General features: G+C 63.6%; 15 protein-coding genes. 5 read left to right on the forward strand and 10 right to left on the reverse strand.

Features of this window, described 5'->3' with window-relative positions; translation table 11 throughout:
* On the forward strand, positions 1-1,077 hold a 1,077-nt coding region (locus VD811_05710), incomplete at its 5' end, for an EAL domain-containing protein (GenBank protein ID HXV20472.1).
* A gap of 1 nt (position 1,078) precedes the next feature.
* On the opposite strand, the gene VD811_05715 is transcribed toward VD811_05710, so the two are convergent.
* The 3 genes from VD811_05715 to VD811_05725 are packed head-to-tail and all read right to left on the reverse strand — an operon-like array spanning position 1,079 to position 3,325.
* On the reverse strand, positions 1,079-1,969 hold the full coding sequence (locus tag VD811_05715; GenBank protein ID HXV20473.1) for a radical SAM protein: 891 nt from the start codon (positions 1,967-1,969) through the stop codon (positions 1,079-1,081).
* 2 nt (positions 1,970-1,971) lie between these two features.
* Positions 1,972-2,577 (reverse strand): septal ring lytic transglycosylase RlpA family protein, encoded by a 606-nt coding sequence (locus VD811_05720; GenBank protein HXV20474.1) that lies wholly within the window; start codon positions 2,575-2,577, stop codon positions 1,972-1,974.
* Between the two features lies 1 nt (position 2,578).
* Positions 2,579-3,325 carry a rhomboid family intramembrane serine protease gene (locus VD811_05725; protein ID HXV20475.1) on the reverse strand — a complete coding sequence of 249 codons (747 nt, stop codon included), beginning with the start codon at positions 3,323-3,325 and terminating at the stop codon, positions 2,579-2,581.
* 125 nt (positions 3,326-3,450) lie between these two features.
* Here VD811_05725 and VD811_05730 point away from each other — a divergent pair, with 125 nt between their 5' ends.
* Genes VD811_05730 through VD811_05740 form a run of 3 tightly spaced genes read left to right on the forward strand, consistent with a single transcriptional unit; the run spans position 3,451 to position 5,624 of the window.
* Positions 3,451-4,056 carry a trimeric intracellular cation channel family protein gene (locus VD811_05730; GenBank protein HXV20476.1) on the forward strand — a complete coding sequence of 202 codons (606 nt, stop codon included), beginning with the start codon at positions 3,451-3,453 and terminating at the stop codon, positions 4,054-4,056.
* A gap of 36 nt (positions 4,057-4,092) precedes the next feature.
* A complete protein-coding gene (locus VD811_05735) occupies positions 4,093-4,749 on the forward strand; it encodes a fumarylacetoacetate hydrolase family protein (GenBank protein ID HXV20477.1) in 657 nt (218 codons plus the stop codon).
* Positions 4,746-5,624, forward strand: a complete 879-nt coding sequence (locus tag VD811_05740) for a Rossmann-like and DUF2520 domain-containing protein (protein ID HXV20478.1) — start codon at positions 4,746-4,748, stop codon at positions 5,622-5,624. The genes VD811_05735 and VD811_05740 overlap by 4 nt, the downstream gene beginning before the upstream one ends.
* 71 nt (positions 5,625-5,695) lie before the next feature.
* Here VD811_05740 and nfi read toward each other — a convergent pair whose 3' ends face one another.
* The 7 genes from nfi to VD811_05775 all read right to left on the reverse strand — a co-directional run bounded on the left by nfi (position 5,696) and on the right by VD811_05775 (position 14,383).
* Complete coding sequence (nfi, locus tag VD811_05745; GenBank protein ID HXV20479.1) at positions 5,696-6,379, reverse strand: deoxyribonuclease V; 684 nt, start codon at positions 6,377-6,379, stop codon at positions 5,696-5,698.
* A gap of 60 nt (positions 6,380-6,439) precedes the next feature.
* Positions 6,440-6,610, reverse strand: a complete 171-nt coding sequence (locus tag VD811_05750; GenBank protein ID HXV20480.1) for a hypothetical protein — start codon at positions 6,608-6,610, stop codon at positions 6,440-6,442.
* Between the two features lie 173 nt (positions 6,611-6,783).
* Positions 6,784-9,444, reverse strand: coding sequence for a pyruvate, phosphate dikinase (gene ppdK, locus VD811_05755; GenBank protein ID HXV20481.1), 2,661 nt, complete (start codon positions 9,442-9,444; stop codon positions 6,784-6,786).
* Positions 9,445-9,526: 82 nt separating this feature from the next.
* A complete protein-coding gene (gene glyS, locus VD811_05760; protein HXV20482.1) occupies positions 9,527-11,593 on the reverse strand; it encodes a glycine--tRNA ligase subunit beta in 2,067 nt (688 codons plus the stop codon).
* Between the two features lie 51 nt (positions 11,594-11,644).
* Positions 11,645-12,532: a glycine--tRNA ligase subunit alpha gene (gene glyQ / locus VD811_05765; GenBank protein HXV20483.1), complete on the reverse strand. Its 888-nt coding sequence runs from the start codon at positions 12,530-12,532 to the stop codon at positions 11,645-11,647.
* Between the two features lie 118 nt (positions 12,533-12,650).
* Complete coding sequence (recO, locus tag VD811_05770; GenBank protein HXV20484.1) at positions 12,651-13,424, reverse strand: DNA repair protein RecO; 774 nt, start codon at positions 13,422-13,424, stop codon at positions 12,651-12,653.
* 95 nt (positions 13,425-13,519) lie between these two features.
* Complete coding sequence (locus VD811_05775) at positions 13,520-14,383, reverse strand: sugar diacid recognition domain-containing protein (protein HXV20485.1); 864 nt, start codon at positions 14,381-14,383, stop codon at positions 13,520-13,522.
* Between the two features lie 238 nt (positions 14,384-14,621).
* Here VD811_05775 and msrA point away from each other — a divergent pair, with 238 nt between their 5' ends.
* Positions 14,622-15,212 (forward strand): peptide-methionine (S)-S-oxide reductase MsrA, encoded by a 591-nt coding sequence (gene msrA, locus VD811_05780; protein ID HXV20486.1) that lies wholly within the window; start codon positions 14,622-14,624, stop codon positions 15,210-15,212.
* Positions 15,213-15,668: the final 456 nt, after the last annotated feature.

The following is a 15,668-nucleotide window of genomic DNA, read 5'->3' on the forward strand; positions in this document are numbered from 1 at the left end:
CACAGTGACACCGTCGCCCGCATGGGCGGAGACGAGTTCGTCATCGTGCTGCGCAACGTCACCTGCTCGGAAAACGTGGCCCTCGTGGCCAGGGGGATCGTGGATAGCCTGTCGAGGCCATTTCTTCTCGAAGACAGAAGGGTCTTCCTCACGGTCAGCATCGGCATAGCCTTCTATCCGTTGGATGGCCGGGACACGGACGAACTGCTCCGCAAGGCCGATACGGCCATGTACCACGCCAAAGGCCAGGGGAAGAACCGCTACCAGTTTTTCACGACCGAGATGAATCGCCGGGCGCAGGAGCGGATGGCCCTGCAAACCGACCTGCGCCGGGCCCTGGAGCGGCACGAATTCCTCGTTCATTACCAGCCGAAGATCTGCATCGGCACCGGCGAAGTGACCGGCGTGGAAGCGCTGCTGCGTTGGCAGAAGCCGGAAGACGGGCTGGTGCCGCCGGCATCCTTCATCCCTCTGGCGGAGGAGACCGGCCTGATCGTGCCGATCGGCGAGCGAGTGCTGCGACTCGCCTGCACCCAGGCGAAGGCCTGGCAGGCCGAGGGCATCCCCCACCTCCCCGTGGCGGTCAACCTGTCGGCCGTCCAGTTCAGCGAAGAGGGTCTGGTCGGAACGGTGCGACGCATCCTTACGGAGACGGGCCTCGACCCTGCCGGCCTGGAGCTGGAGATCACCGAAAGCGCCATCATGAAGGAGAGCGAAACCGCCATTGCCATGCTGAAGGCGATGCGGGAGATGGGGATCCGGATCACGATGGATGACTTCGGCACCGGCTATTCCTCCCTGAGCTACCTGAAACGCTTCCCGATCAGCAGCCTGAAAATCGACCGCTCGTTCATCGCCGAGGTCCTGAGCAACGGCGACGATGCCGAGATCATCCGAGCCATCATCGCCATGTCCCACCGGATGAAGCTGAAGGTCGTCGCCGAGGGAGTGGAAACCGCTGAACAACTGGAGTTTCTGCGCCGGGAAGGGTGTGACGAGGCCCAGGGGTATTACTTCGCCCGACCGATGCCGGCGGCAGAATTCAGCCGGTGGTTTCAGGCGAGGAGAAAACCATGATTCAGTAAAATTCCTCGCGGTAGTCGGGAACTTCGGCATACCAGTCGGGGAATTGCCGGGCTCTGGCCTGCGCCGCCTCGACCTCGGCAAGGAGCCGCTGGCGATCCTTGGGGTAGCTGCCGGCCAGCTGCAGGAAATTGGAAACATGGTTGGAGCGCAGGATGGTTTTGCGCGGAGAGAGGTGCCGCAGCAGCTCCGCGGCCTCCTCGAGGATGCCGCCGCGGGAAAGCGGCGTGATGCTGCGTAGAAAATCGTCGTTGTGCCGGTGGAAGAGGGTGAGCAGGGAGAAGTACTCCGGCGACAGCGCGCTCACCCAGGCGGCGGTCGCCCGGGCATGCTCGAGGCTGCGCTCCCGGCCGGCCAGGCCGAGGATGGCGGTGACCGAAAGCTTCAGCCCCGCTCCTTGCGCCTGCCGGCAGAGGGCGAGCATCGTGGCGGCGGTATACCCCTTGCGCACCGCCTGCAGGGTCGGGTCGTCGCCGCTCTCCAGGCCGAAATAGAGGATGCGCAGCTTCTTCTCCCGCAGCCGGGCAAGTTCCTCCACGCTTTTGGTCGTCAGGCTCTTCGGCGAGGCGTAGGCGCCGACCCGGGTCAGATTGGGAAAGCATTCCGCCAGGGCGTCGAGAATCGCCTCCAGCCCAAGCTGCGGGTAGACCAGCGCGTCACCGTCGGCCAGAAATATCCGCTGGATGTGGGGGCGATGATGGAGCGGGACCGCCGCGATCTCGGTGAGTATCTCGGAAACCGGGCGGAGGCGGAAGCCCTTGCTCTTGTACATGCCGCAGAAGGTGCAGTGATTCTGCGAGCAGCCGAGGGTGATCTGGAAGATCAGGCTGTTCGCTTCGGAAGGCGGACGGAAGAGGGGTTCGTCGTAATCGAAGTAGTAGAACACGGCTATTGCTCTCCGCCGGGCATGGGGATGATCCGCACCTTCGTAATCCCCTTGCCGAAGAAGCCGAGGCGCTCCGCCGCCGCCCGCGAGAGGTCGATGAAGGGGAAGGTGCGCTTGCGGCAGCGGTCGTTGACGGTGACCGTGACCTCCCGGCCGTTGGCCAGGTTCACCACCTTCACCTTGGTGCCGAAGGGGAGAGACTGGTGGGCGGCGGTGAGCTTGTTCGGGTCGTAGGGGATGCCCGAGGTGGTAGGGCGGCCGTTGAAGCGTTTGGCGTAGTAGGAAGCGATTCCCTGCATCCCCTCTTCCCGGGCCGGTGCGATCGCCGCCGCCGGCGGGGGATCGGGGGTTGGCGCCGGGATTTCGGCGGGAGCCGCCTCGGCAACCGTCGGAACCGAAGCTTCGGCCGGCGGGACCGTGCCAGGCTCCTCGCCGGGCAGCGGCAGGACGGGCATGGCGGCCGGCGGGGTCGCGACCGGTGCTTCCAGGGGCGGAGCCGGGCGGATTTCCCGCACTGGCGGCGAAACCCCGCAGCCGGCGACGAACAGCGACAAAGCGAGAGCAGCCGGCAGCAGCCGGACCCTGGGGTAGCATCGCTGCATAACCATCTCACCTACCTCCTTTTCCCAGCCGTTCGATACCGGATGCCAGCGCCAGCCCGGCGACGAAGCCGCCGATGTGGGCGCCATGCGCCACCCCCGTGGCGGCCCCGCTGTTGACGAGGAAGGGGACAAGGTTGTCCACCAGCAGGTAGAGGCCGAGCACCAGCCGGGCCGGGAGGAGGAAGGTGTTCATGATGAAGGGGAAAAGGAAAATGAAGACCTTGATCTGGTTGCGGGGGAACCAGAGGTAGTATAATCCCAGAACTCCCGAAATAGCGCCCGAGGCCCCCACCATGGGGACATCGGACCCCGGCACGAAGACGGCGAAGAAAAGGGTCGCAGCCACGCCGCTGCCAAGGTAGGCCAGCAGATAGCCGACGCGGCCGAGACGATTCTCGACATTGTCGCCGTAAATCCAGAGAAAGAGCATGTTCCCCACCAGGTGCAGCCAGCCGCCATGCAGAAACATGGCGGTGAACAGAGTGGTGAGGGACGGATCGGACGGACGGTAGCCGTAGCGGAAAATGAACAGGTCGTAAGCGGAAAGCTGCTGCAGAATCGCCTGCGCCGGGATGCCTCCCCGGTCGCCGACGGCCCGCAGGTACTCGAACAGCAGCGGGTCGTTCAGGTCGGGCCGGGTGAAGGTGAGCGGCAGCGAAATCAGCAGGAAGACGCCGACGTTGACACCGATCAGCAGATAGTTGACGTAGGGGACCCCGCGCGGGTTCGGGGTATCGCCGATGGGAAGAAACATGAAACATCCTTTGCGGACGGGATAGGGGCGAACCGGCTGTTCATGTTAACACAATCTGCCGACGCTGGCACCCCTTGCCTTTTGCCTGGCTAGCCGTTATTCTCGCCGCACCGGAGGAACTTCACTTGAATCTGCTTTATTTCCTCGACCTCATCGGTACCGCCGCTTTCGCCGCCTCGGGAGCCTGGGCCGGCATTCGGCGCGAGATGGACCTCTTTGGCGTGCTGGTGCTCGGCCTCGTTACCGCTACCGGCGGCGGCACCCTGCGGGACATGCTGCTGGGCGACTCGCCGCCCTTTTGCCTCCAGGACGAAACCTATCTCTATATCGCCGCGGCCGTCGCCCTGCTCGTCTTCCTGCTGCACCGCCGACTGGAATTCCTCCAGCATCCGCTGCTCTATTTCGACGCCGTCGGGCTGGGCACCTTCGTCGTGATCGGCACCGGCAAGGCCCTCACTTTCCATCTCGGCTTCCTCGGCGCCGTCCTTATGGGCGTAATGACCGCCACCGCCGGCGGGGTGGTGCGCGACGTCCTCTCCAACCAGGTTCCGCTGATCCTGCGCAAGGAGATCTACGCCTCGGCCTGCCTGGCCGGCGCCGTCCTGCTGGTGCTGTTGCAGCGCACCCCCCTGCCGGCGCCACTGGCCGCCCTGACCGCCGCTCTGACGGTGATCACGGTAAGACTGCTCGCCATCCGTTATAATTGGTCCCTGCCCAAAGCGGCGGCCTGAACAGTTTCAAAGCAATCTTCAAGGAGGTCCCATCCCATGCACTCCGTCCGTTTGCTCGGCACACCGAAGACCTTCCGGGTGGGCAAGATCGTCTGCCTGGGCCGCAATTACCATGAGCACATCCGGGAGCTCGGCAACGAGGTCCCCGAGCAGCCCGTCATCTTCATCAAGCCCGCTACCAGCATCATCGGCGACGGCGAAGCGGTGGTCATCCCGCCCTATTCCCGCGACTGCCACCACGAGGTCGAACTGGCGGTACTGATCGGCAAATGGGGGAAAAACATCCCCGAGACCGAGGCGATGGAGCATGTGGCCGGCTACGGGGTGGCCATCGACCTCACCCTGCGCGACGTCCAGAACGAGCTGAAAAAGAAGGGGCTCCCCTGGGAGATCGCCAAGGGGTTCGATACCGCCTGCCCTCTCTCCGATTTCGTCCCCGCCACCGACATCGCCGACCCGCATGACCTGCGCCTCAGCCTGCTGGTGAACGGGACGCTGCGCCAGGATTCTTCCACCGCCCTGATGATGCGGCGCATCGAAACAACCATCCATCACATGTCGACCATCTTCACCCTGGAGGAGGGAGACATCATCCTCACCGGCACCCCGGCCGGAGTCGGTCCGGTTGCGGCCGGCGACCGCATGACGGCGGAAATCGAGGCGGTCGGCCGCCTGGAGGTCAGCGTCCGATGAAAAAAAGGATTGTTCTCATCGGTCCCGGCCGCCTGGGCATGACGGTGACCCGCCTGCTGGCGGAGGCCGGGCACGAGATCCGCGCCATCATCGGCCGTGACGGGAGCCGGGCGGCAGCGGCGGCCCGTTTCGTCGGCCGCCCCGGCATCGGTACCACCGATCTCACCCGGGTGCGGGAGGGGAAGCTGGTCCTGATCGCCCTGCCCGACGACCATATCGGCGAGATGGCTGCCCGCCTGCGCCGCGAAGGGCATCTGGCGCCGGGAACGGTCCTGGTGCATTTCAGCGGCATTCACCCGGCCGCCATCCTCCTGGGCGAGGAGGGGCCGTTCCTCCATGCGCTCGCCATTCACCCCCTGCAGAGTTTTGCCGATGCCGTCATGGGCGTACGCCAGCTGCCCGGCAGCCCATGTTCCGTGGAAGGTGAGGAAGCGTTGCTGCCGTTGGCGGAAGGTCTGATCGCCGACCTCGGCGGCATCCCTTTCCGTATCACGGCGGAGCACAAGGCCCTCTACCACGCTGCCGCCTGCGTCGCCTCCAACTACCTGGTCACCCTGGTCGATACCGCCAGCGAAATCATGGCCGCCTGCGGCTTCGGCCGCGAGGACGCCTTCCACCTCCTTACACCGCTGCTGCGCGGAACCGGCAAAAACCTCTCCGCCCTCGGCCCCGAACTGGCCCTCACCGGCCCCATTGCCCGCGGCGATCTGCGCACCGTGCGCAAGCATCTGCAGGCGCTGACCGAGCTGCCGCCGGATATCAGCGAAATTTACCGGGTTCTGGGACAGAGGACGGTGGCGCTGGCGAAAAGGAGGGGGACGCTGGAGCAGGGGACAGGGGAGAAAATCCTCAAAATTCTGGAAGAAAGGCACTAGGCCCGAGGCACGAGGCGAGAGGCAAATGCAGCCCCCCGGGCCTTTTGCCTCGGGCCTCGTACCTTTTGCCTTCAGCCCTTCGCCTCCCGCCTGAGCTTGTTCGTCAGCTGGTGGGCAAGACGCGTCGGCTCGGGCATCCGGTAGCGCCGGGCGCAGGCCAGGGCCAGTTCTGTGGCGGCGGCGATATCGGTCATGTGGCCGGGCGAAACAAAGAGGGGTTTGACCCGGTCCCGGGTCGTCAGGACGGTACCGATGCGCTCCCCGTCGAGGATCAACGGCACCTGGTCGCCCCGGCGGGCCCCGGGCGTCGGATGTTCTCCGCAGAGACGGCTCTTGGCACAACCCAGGGTCGGCAGGCCGAGCCAGAGGCCGAGGTGGCTGGCGATCCCCAGGCGGCGCGGGTGGGCGATGCCCTGGCCATCGACCAGAACCGCGTCGGGGAGAGTGCGCAGGCTGCGGAATGCTTCGAGAACGACAGGCAGTTCGCGGAAGGAGAGGAGACCGGGAATATAGGGAAAGGTGACCCGGCTGACGGCAGAGGCTTCTTCCACCGGCTCGAGTTCAGGAAAGGAGAGAACCACCACGGCGGCAAAGAAGAGGTCGCCGTGCTTTTCGTAAGAGACGTCCACCCCGGCGACGGTTCGCAGCGGCCGGGGCAGACAGTCGGCCAGCAGCACGCGGCCGGCCAGCTCCCGCTGCAGGGCGACGGCCTCGCGGAAGCCCATCGACCAGTCATGCAGGCACGGAATGTCCATCACTCCTCCCGGCGGACCTCTCACGGTCCCCGGTGCGGCCGCGGAGGCCGACTGAAACAGCTATTTCCCGGCCTTTTTTTCGCTTCGTCCCTTTTCCTGGGCAACTTCCTTGCCCGCAACTTTGGCGCCGGGATTATCCTGCGTCCCTGACAGTTTGAGCCGGCCTTTCAGCCGCTTCTCCCGCCGTTGCCGCCTGCGCTTCATCTCCCGCCGCCGTTCGCTGATTGCCATGCTCAACCTCCTTGTGGGATTGCACAGCCAATAGTTTAGCGAAAGATGGCCGGGAGGCAAGCCGCTGCCGGATATCATCTGGCAGGCGCCGGCAATACGCAAAGAGCCCCCGGAGGCAGGGACCGCCGGGGGCTTCTCTTTACGATGAACCTGGGCGATTCGTGAATCGCCCCCTACTTCTCCAGCAGCGCCGCATGCGCCGCCGCGAGACGGGCAATGGGGACGCGGAAGGGGGAGCAGGAGACGTAGTCGAGGCCGATCTTGTGGCAGAAGATGACGCTGGAGGGCTCGCCGCCGTGCTCGCCGCAGATGCCGAGCTTGATCTTCGGCCGGGTCGCCCTGCCCTTCTCGCACCCCATCTGCACCAGCAGGCCGACGCCCGCCTGGTCGAGAGCGACGAAAGGATCGCTGGGGAAAATCTCGCGCTCGACGTAGAAGGGGAGGAACTTGCCGGCGTCGTCGCGGGAGAGGCCGTAGGTGGTCTGGGTCAGGTCGTTGGTGCCGAAGGAGAAGAACTCGGCCTCGGCGGCGATCTTGTCGGCGGTCAGGGCAGCCCGCGGCAGTTCGATCATGGTGCCGATCAGGTACTCCACCTTGACCCCGTAGCGGCCGATCACCTCGTTGGCGACGCGCACCGCGTTGGTCCGCAGGATCGCCAGTTCCTTCACCTCGCCGACCAGGGGAATCATGATCTCGGGGACGATCTCGTATCCCTCCTCCTTGACCAGTTCACAGGCGGCTTCCATGATCGCCTGCACCTGCATGTCGTAGATCTCGGGGAAGGTGATGCCGAGGCGGCAGCCGCGGTGGCCGAGCATCGGGTTGAACTCATGCAGGAACTCGGCCTTGTGCTTCAGGGTGGCCGCCTGCACCTTCATCACCGCCGCCAGCTCATTGATATCCTTGTCGGTGTGCGGCAGGAACTCATGCAGGGGCGGGTCGAGCAGGCGGATGGTGACCGGCAGCCCCTTCATCTCACGGAAGATGCCGAGGAAGTCCCCCTTCTGCATCGGCAGGATCTTGGAGAGGGCGCGTTTACGCCCTTCGAGGTCGTCGGCGAGAATCATCTCGCGCACCGCCATGATCCGCTCCCCTTCGAAGAACATGTGCTCGGTACGGCAGAGGCCGATTCCTTCGGCGCCGAAACCGCGGGCGACCTTGGAGTCGTGGGGAGTGTCGGCATTGGTGCGTACGCGCAGGCGGCGAAACTTGTCGACCCACTCCATGAGCGTGCCGAAATCGCCGGTCAGCGCCGGCTGGACGGTGGGCACCGCCCCTTTCATCACCTCGCCGGTGGAACCGTCGAGGGTGATGATGTCCCCTTTCCTGACCACCACGCCGCCACGGGCGACGAACTGCTGAGACTTGTAGTCGACCTTGATGTCGCCACAGCCGGCGACGCAGCACTTGCCCATGCCGCGGGCGACCACCGCTGCGTGCGAGGTCATGCCGCCACGGGCGGTGAGAATTCCCTGGGCGGCGTGCATGCCGTGGATGTCTTCGGGGCTGGTCTCGACGCGCACCAGGATCACCTTGAGACCGATCTTCGCCGCCGCCTCGGCCTCATCGGCAGAGAAGACCACCTCGCCGTTGACGGCGCCGGGCGAGGCCGGCAGTCCCTTGGCGATGACGTCCTTGGCCGCCCTGGGATCGAGGGAGGGGTGCAGCAGCTGGTCGAGCTGTTCGGGCTGCACCCGCAGAACCGCCTCCCGGTCAGAGATCAGCCCTTCCCTGACCATGTCGACGGCCACCTTCACCGCCGCCCGGGCGGTGCGCTTGCCGTTGCGGGTCTGCAGCATGTAGAGCTTGCCCTTCTCGATGGTGAACTCGATGTCCTGCATGTCCCGGTAATGCTTCTCCAGGGTCTGCTGGATCTTCATCAGCTGGGCGTAGCTCTCCGGCATCACTTCTTCCATCGAGGGGAGGGAGCCGTCGCCGCCCACCTTGTTGATCGGCTGCGGGGTGCGGATGCCGGCCACCACGTCCTCGCCCTGGGCGTTGACCAGGAATTCGCCGAAGAAGACGTTTTCGCCGGTGGAGGGGTTGCGGGTGAAGGCGACACCGGTGGCGCAGTCGTTACCCATGTTGCCGAAGACCATCGACTGGACGTTGACCGCCGTCCCCCAGTCGGCGGGGATGTTGTTGAGCTTGCGGTAGGTGATGGCGCGGGGATTCATCCAGGAACCGAAGACGGCGCCGATCGCCCCCCAGAGCTGCTCCTGCGGGTCCTGGGGGAAATCGCGGCCGAGGGCTTCCTTGACCTTGTTCTTGAACAGCCCGACCAGTTGCTTCAGGTCGTCGGCCGTAAGCTCGGTATCGTTCTTGACCCCGCGCTGCTCCTTCATCTGGTCCATGAGATGGTCGAGGTCCTCCTTCTCCATCTCCATGACCACGTCGGAATACATCTGGATGAAGCGCCGATAGGCATCATAGGCGAAACGGGGATCGCCGCTCTGGGCGATCACCCCCTGAATCGTCTGGTCGTTGAGGCCGAGGTTGAGGACGGTGTCCATCATCCCCGGCATCGAGGCCCGGGCGCCGGAGCGCACCGAGACGAGCAGCGGATTTTTCGGATCGCCGAACTTCTTTCCCATGAGCTGCTCGATCTTCTTCAGGTTCTCGTCCACCTGCCCCTTGAGCTCGGCCGGGTATTGGCGATTGTTCTTGTAGAATTCGACGCAGACCTCGGTGGTGATGGTGAAACCCGGCGGCACCGGCAGGCCGATAGCGGTCATTTCCGCCAGGTTGGCCCCTTTGCCGCCGAGCAGGTTTTTCATCTCCCCCTTGCCTTCGGCCTTCCCGTCGCCGAAGAAATACACGAACTTGGCACTCATCAACCTCTCCTCCTCAGAACGTTGTGAACAGGGGCCACAGAGCCCCTTCCCCGTGAACGAACAACCGACGACCCTTCCCCGGTCAGTCGGCAATCCTGGAAAAATCGGCGATCCCGGCGAAGAGCCGGGAAACGGCGGTGAGCAGCGCCAGGCGGTTGGTTCGGACCGCCTCGTTGTTGGCCATGACCATGACACCGTCGAAGAAGGCGTCCACCGGCACCCGCAGGGTGGCGATGGCGCGCAGCGCCGCGGGATAGTCCTCGGCCCGGATGTGCTTATCGACCTCTGCCTGAACCCGCCCCAGAGTCTCGAACAGGGTCCGTTCACAGTCGGCTTCGAACAGGCCCGGCTCGACGCTGGCCGGAACCCCGCCCTTGATGATGTTGACCACCCGCTTGAAGGCAACCGCCAGCGGCTCGAAGTCGGCGTGCCCTTTGAGGTCGGCCAGCGCCTTGACCCGTTCCAGAGCGTCCAGGGGCTCGTCGAAGGAGGCGGAAAGGACGGCGTCGACCACGTCCTGCGGATAACCGAAGGAGGTGAGCATGTTGAAGAAGCGCTGGCGGAAGAAGTTCAGCACGTCGGCGTTCACCTCGGCGGCCGGGCGGGTCAGCTTCGCTTCGAGCAGGGCGACGCTGCGCCCCACCAGTTCGGGCAGCGAGAGGCGGTAACCGCGCTCGAGGATGATATTGAGGATGCCGATGGCGCAGCGGCGCAGGGCATAGGGGTCGGCGGTGCCGGTCGGAATGAGGCCGACACCGAAGCAGCCGCAGACGGTGTCGATCTTGTCGGCGATGGAGACGAAGGCGCCGACGTTGTCCGAGGGGAGCTGGCCGCCGGCCTGCACCGGCAGGTAGTGCTCGTAGATCGCCGTGCAGACGCGCGGATCCACCCCCTCGAGGCGGGCGTATTCGCGCCCCATGACCCCCTGCAGTTCGGGGAACTCGTAGACCATGCCCGTCTCCAGGTCGCATTTGGCCAGCAGCGCCGCCCGCTCGGTCAGCTCCCGGACCGCCGGATCGAAGCGGTCGGCGAGCCCGACCGCCAGTTCGCGGACGCGCATGACCTTTTCGTAGCTGGTCCCCAGTCTGGCTTGGTAAACGACGTTTTTCAGCGCCTCGAGGCGGCTCTCCAGCTTGACCTTCTGGTCTTCCTTCCAGAAAAACATGGCATCGGAGAGGCGGGCCCGCAGCACCCGCTCGTTGCCCCGCGCCACGACCTCCGGATCCTCGACCCGGGTGTTGGAAATGGTGATGAAGCGCGGCAGCAGCCGGCCGTCCTGACCGGTCAGGGTGAAGTAGCGCTGGTGCTCGCGCATGGTGGTGATCAGCAGCTCGCGGGGGAGTTCGAGATACTTTTCCTCGAAGGAGCCGCAGATCGGGCTGGGGTCCTCCACCAGGAAGGCGACCTCTTCGAGCAGTTCCTCGTCGGGATTGACCTGGCCGCCGGCGGCATGGGCGGCGCGCTCGATCTCACGGGCGATAATCACCTGGCGCTTCTGCGGATCGGGGATGACGAAATGGCGCTCGGCCTCCTCCAGCCAGTTCGCGAGGCTGCGCACCGGAAACGGCCCGGGCGCCATGAAGCGGTGGCCGTGCGAGAGGTTGCCGCTTTCGACGTTGCCGTAACGGAAGGGGACGACGAAGCCATCGTAGAGGGCGACGAGCCAGTGGATCGGCCGGGCAAAGCGAATATCCAGGTCCTTCCAGCGCATCGACTTCTTGAAGGGAATGCCGGCAATGAGCCGCGGCAGCATTTCCGGCAGCAGGTCGGCAGTGGGTCGCCCCTCCTCCACCTTGGAGACGAAGATGTAGGCCCCCTTGTCGGTCTCCATGGTGGAGAGTTGCGCGACCTCGACGCCATTGGCCCGAGCAAACCCGATGGCTGCCTTGGTCGGATTGCCGTCGGCGTCGAAGGCGACCTTGACCGAAGGGCCGGCCACCGTCAGCTCCTGCCGCTCCTGCAGACGCGCCACATCGGCCACGGCGATGGCGAGCCGGCGCGGGGTGGCGAAGGTGCGCACCGCGCCGAAGCGGACGCGGGCATTCTCCAGCTCCTTGCGCAGCAGGCGCTCCAGGTCGGCCATGGCGACGGGCAGAAAACCGGCCGGAATCTCTTCGGTGCCTATTTCCAGAAACAGTTCAGCGGACATGATATCTCCGATAAGGGAATGTAGGGGCGCAGCATGCTGCGCCCCTACACATCATTTCTTCAGCAGCGGAAAACCCATCTTCTCCCGCTGGGCGACATACCCTTCGGCGCACAGGCGGGCCACATTGCGTACCCGGCCGATGTAGGAAGCGCGCTCGGTGACCGAGATGGCGCCGCGGGCATCGAGCATGTTGAACGAGTGGGAACATTTCATCACGTAGTCGTAGGCAGGCAGCACCAGGCCCTTTTCGACCAGGCGCACGCACTCCTTCTCGTACATGTTGAACAGGTTGAGGAGCATGGCGACATCGGCTTCCTCGAAATTATAGGTGGAAAATTCCACCTCGCTCTGGTGATGGACGTCGCCGTACTTGACGCCCTTGACCCACTCCAGATCGTAGACGTTGTCGACCCCCTGCAGGTACATGGCGATGCGCTCGCAGCCGTAGGTGATCTCGCCGGCCACCGGCTTGAGGTCGATGCCGCCGGCCTGCTGGAAGTAGGTGAACTGGGTGATCTCCATGCCGTCGAGCCAGACTTCCCAGCCCAGCCCCCAGGCACCGAGGGTCGGCGACTCCCAGTCGTCCTCGACGAAACGGATGTCGTGCTGGGCGGGATTGATGCCGAAGCTTCGGAGGGAGTCGAGGTAGAGGTCCTGGATGTTCATCGGCGACGGCTTCATGATCACCTGGAACTGGTAGTAGTGCTGCAGCCGGTTGGGGTTCTCCCCGTAACGGCCGTCGGTGGGGCGCCGCGAAGGCTCGACGTAGGCGACGTTCCAGGGCTCGGGGCCGAGCACGCGCAGGAAGGTGGCGGGGTTGAAGGTGCCGGCCCCCTTCTCCACGTCGTACGGCTGCTGGATGATGCAGCCCTGTCTGGCCCAGTAGTTCTGCAATGCGAGAATCAGCTCTTGAAAGGTCACGTTGCCTCCGTCGCTCATGACTTGTCCACCGCTGCCCAGGGCCTGGCGGAACGTATACTGTATACAATTTTAGGCCGCAAATTTTATCGTCTTTGCGGCAATCTGTCAAGGAAAGAACCGCTGCGGACGGTATAGTTCAGCCCGCTTGCGAAGGATTCTCGACGGCCAGCATCCGCTCCAGAAACGGCAACGATTTGAGCGGCCGCGACAGCAGTGGACGCAGAGCCTCGGCGGTCACCATCCCCCCCTCGCGCAAGGTCTGCGGGCTGAAGCGGAAACCGGCAAAGAGCGTCGGCGGCGTCAACAGACAGCGGGCCAGGGTCCCCAGCGTTGCCAGGCCAAGCTGCAGGGCCGGACCGCCGGCGGCACAGGCGGGACAAAGACCGCCGCCGCGCTGGGTATCGAAGTGGGCCTGCGGCTCGGTCAGGGTTTCGTTGCAGAGCGAGCAGTGCAGCAGATGCGGAACATAGCCGGCCAGTTGCAGCAGGCGCAGTTCGAACAGCAGGCGCGCCTCCGGCCTGGCGCCGCCGCCGGAGAGGTGGTCGAGGTAGGCGGCCAGCAGGGCGAAAGCCTCGCCATGACCATGCCCCTCCCCCAGCAGCGCCTCCAGCAGTTCGCAGCCGTAGCCGGCCAGGGCTATCCCCGTCAGGTCCTGGCGCAAACCGGCGCGCAGATCGATCAGCTCGGCCTCGCGCAGCGACAACAGATCGCCCGAGCGGGGCGAACTCCAGTGCAGCCGGACCTGGGCGAAGGGCTCCAGGGAGGTGCCGAAGCGCCGGCGGCTCTTGCGCGCACCGCGAGCAAAGCCTTTGATCAGCCCATGGGCGGGCGTCAGGAAAGTGACGATGCGGTCCGCCTCGCCGTAATCGAGATGCTGCAGGACGATGGCTTCGGAGACGTGAAGGTTCATTCTGGTGATTGACAACTCGGAAGCGAGCGAAGCATGGATTGCGGGAACAACATATCTATCTCCCCCTCTCCCCCCAATTATCCCCGTAATTCGGCTCAGGAATTAGTCTGCGCCATGGAGGCCAGCATGTCGACCGATTTTTTGATGTTTGCAATATCGCGGGCGATCTGCTGGGTGGCACGGAACTGTTTTTCCGAAATGACTCCAGTCTTTTCGCTTATCGATTTGACCTCGGCAATGCCTGATTGGATCTGTTCCAGGATCTCGGTGATCTTGTCCGCCGAGGAGGAACTGTTTTTGGCCAGTTTCCTGATTTCATCGGCAACGACGCTGAAGCCGCGACCGTGTATCCCGGCCTGCGCCGCGATGATCGCGGCATTCAAACCCAGCAGACCGGTCTGGTCCGCCACGTCGAGAATAAAGTCGAGCATCTGGTTGGTATCCCGAACCTTGGTCTCGGTGGCAGAGACCGCCTCGGCCACTGCCCTGTTGGCCGCATTCAATTCCTCCGAGCCGGCGTAAATGTTTTCGATGGCAGCGGCCGTCTGCTCGACGCTGCGGGATATTTCGCCGGCCACCTCACCAATCAGGTCGAGGTGCCGAGTCTCCTGGATCCGGGCGGCAATGACCGCCGCAGCGATCTTGGCAATCGGCTTGACGACCTCCAATGGACCGCCGATGCCGAAGGTGCCGATTCGTTCACCGTCCACCTTGATGACAATGTTGTACCCCTCCCGCATGCTGCCGCCGCTGCGCTCCGCCTCTTCCCTGGTAATGGCAATGCTGTCCAGTTCGCCCCGCATGATCCGCGCCGCACCTTCATGCCGCACGCCGAAGCGTTCTCTGGATCTGTCACCGATGATCACCCCGTCGGTGTCGCAGACGATCATGTTGTACCCGGTTTCACCGGAGACGAATTCTACCAGTTGTTGAGCCATTTCCGTGGTCATCTGGATCATGGTCACCTGCCGGGAGCGATGTTTAATTAAGGCCTTTCATAGATACCGGCAATTCCCGGCAACAGTCAAACATTATTTACAATTTCAGGTCAGCTTTAATCCTTGGACAGAGTAGGGACATTCCCGCAGAAATCGGCGACGACGCGGCCGGAACTGCTAGAATGGAGGAGACGATGAAAACCCTGACAATCGCCATTCTCAGTTTGTCGCTGGTCAACCTCAGCATCCGGGAGGTCTTATGAAAAGCAAACTGATCCTCTCCCTGTCAATTCTCCTGCTCCCTTTTGCCACGAACGCCCTGGCCGACAAGGCGATTTTGGCCGGAGGATGTTTCTGGTGCATGGAGGCGGACTTTGAAAAGCTGGATGGCGTCACCGACGTGGTCTCGGGATTTACCGGCGGCACGTTGAAAGACCCGACCTACAACGGCAATCATGAGGGGCACTACGAGGCGGTGGAAATCACCTACGACACGACGCGGGTGAGTTACCAGCAGTTGCTCGACTACTACTGGGTGAATATCGACCCATTTGACGACGGCGGGCAGTTCTGTGACCGAGGGCACAGCTACCTGAGTGCCATTTTTGTCGCGAATGAAGCGGAAAGGAAGATTTCCGAGGAGTCCAAAAGGAAGGTCGAGGCGATGTTCCCGGGGGAAAAGGTAGTCACCCCCATCCTGGAGGCGTCAATCTTCTATCCGATCAAGGGGGACGAGAGCTACCATCAGGATTTTTACAAGAAGAGCCCCATTCGCTACAAGGCGTATCGCTGGAATTGTGGGCGGGATCAACGGTTGAAGGAGATTTGGGGGGATAAGGCGACGCATTGATCCAGGGGATGAAAATTTAGAATCTGCCCGGATTCCGGGGGCAGCTCACTTATCACCCCCCCTCACCCTCCTCAGAATTAAGTAAGGTGTCCCCCGAAATCCATCCGCGACGTCACATGGTAGAATGCCCCCGAATATTCGATCCGAAGCGGTCGTCCCATCCCCCCCATGACCTATCCCTCAAAGCCAGTCTGATCTTTCTATATATTTGTGAAAAGTGTAGGTCTGACACCCTGTGACGTACGTTCCCCTCTTGCCTTCACCTCTAATCGGGTCAAATTGTGAGCCGATTACTGCCGATAATCGGCTCACGAAATATCAGAATCCTGGTTGCGGTAGGGGCGCTGCTTGCCGCGCCCCAGGGCGGAGCAAGCGCCGCCCCTACAACCTGTCTTTTTCTCCTCCGTGTCTCCGTGTCGCTGTGGCGGAAAGCTTTTACGCCGGAAAAACCTCCAC

The organism is Desulfuromonadales bacterium, from assembly GCA_035620395.1.
In the GTDB taxonomy this organism is placed as follows: Bacteria; Desulfobacterota; Desulfuromonadia; order Desulfuromonadales; family DASPGW01; genus DASPGW01.